At 69.8% G+C, this 1389-nt stretch carries 2 protein-coding genes; both read left to right on the forward strand.

Annotated elements, in window-relative coordinates; genetic code table 11:
- The coding region (locus B9G38_RS17445; protein ID WP_233127255.1) for a mechanosensitive ion channel family protein at window positions 1–922 on the forward strand (922 nt) is incomplete at its 5' end.
- Window positions 923–966: 44 nt separating this feature from the next.
- The coding region (locus tag B9G38_RS17450; protein WP_255375993.1) for an MATE family efflux transporter at window positions 967–1389 on the forward strand (423 nt) is incomplete at its 3' end.

Below are 1389 nucleotides of genomic sequence, written 5' to 3' on the forward strand. Positions count from 1 at the left end.
CGTCGCCAACTGCCGCGTCCGACGGATCGGCCGGCCGTGCGCGCGCCGCGTGTCGCGACAGAGCGTCGCGCAGACGATCGTCCGCGGCGTCCGGGCGGGGACGATCGGCACCGCGCTTCTCGTCGGGCTCAGCGCGGCCGGATTTCAGTTCGAGGAGCTGCTCCTCGGGACGGCGGTGTTCTCGGCCGTCATCGGTATCGTCCTCGCCCCGCTGGTCGGCGAGGACGAACACGCCGTTGATGAAGTTCCCGACCAGCCGTTCGAGATCGGCGACATGATCGAACTGGAGGACGGGACGACGGGGTTCGTCGAGGATATCACCATCCGGTACACGAAGATATTCACCCTGGACAACACCTTCCTAGTCGTCCCGAACGGGACGATGCGCGAGCGCGACGTGACGAACTTCTCCGCCGAAGACGAGCGCACGCGGCGTTCGATCGACGTCCTCGTCACCTACGAGAGCGACATCGCGGAGGCGCGCCGGCTCGTCGAGCGCGCGGCGCGCGACTGCGACGCCGTCATCGACGGCGGGCCCGACATCCGTATCGGCGTGGCCCGCTACATGGCGGGGCCGGACTGCCGGCTCCACGAGTTCGGCGACAACGGGATCCTCCTCCGGCTGCGGTACTGGGTGAAGAAGCCGTACAAGCTGGCGAAGGTCCAGTCGGACGTCAACACCCGGATCCGAGAGCGGCTCGCGGACGCGGACGTCGAGATGGCGTACCCGCACCGCCACCTCGTCTTCGACGGCACCTCGGGGGTCGCCCGCGTCGACGCCGATTCGGGGGCGGCGACGCAGGCGGACGCCGACCGCGTCGCGGGGGCGACCGGATCGGAAACCGCCGCGCCGGAGGGCGGAGATACGGGCGATGAGCCCCCGGAATCCCCTGACCGCGACGCGGACGAGGCGGAGCGCTGACCGGATCGGAAGCCTGATAGAGCGCGCCGGCCGTTTTTATATCAGTGAGCGACGAGCCCGCTGCCGACCCCTCCGATCAGTCAGACGCCGACGGCCGCGAGTCCGACGACCGCGGCGGCGACCCCGGAGACGGGTCCGACGCGCCCATCGACGAGGAGTCGATCACCGAGGGGAGCCTCCTCCGACCGCTGTTCCGCTTGGCGTGGCCGATCGTCGTCATCCAGCTGTTACAGGTGACGTACAACATCGTCGACACGCTCTACCTCGGCCGGCTGTCGGCGGAGGCGGTCGGCGCGATCAGCCTCGCGTTCCCCCTCATCTTCCTCCTTATCGCGGTCGCCGGCGGCTTCACGACCGCGGGCGCGATCCTCGTCGCGCAGTACACCGGCGCCGACGGCGACCGCTCCGCGGGGCTCGTGGCGGGGCAGACGATCTTCACCGTCTCGGTGCTGTCCGTGTTGATCGGG

Source organism: Halorubrum sp. SD612, from assembly GCF_002135005.1.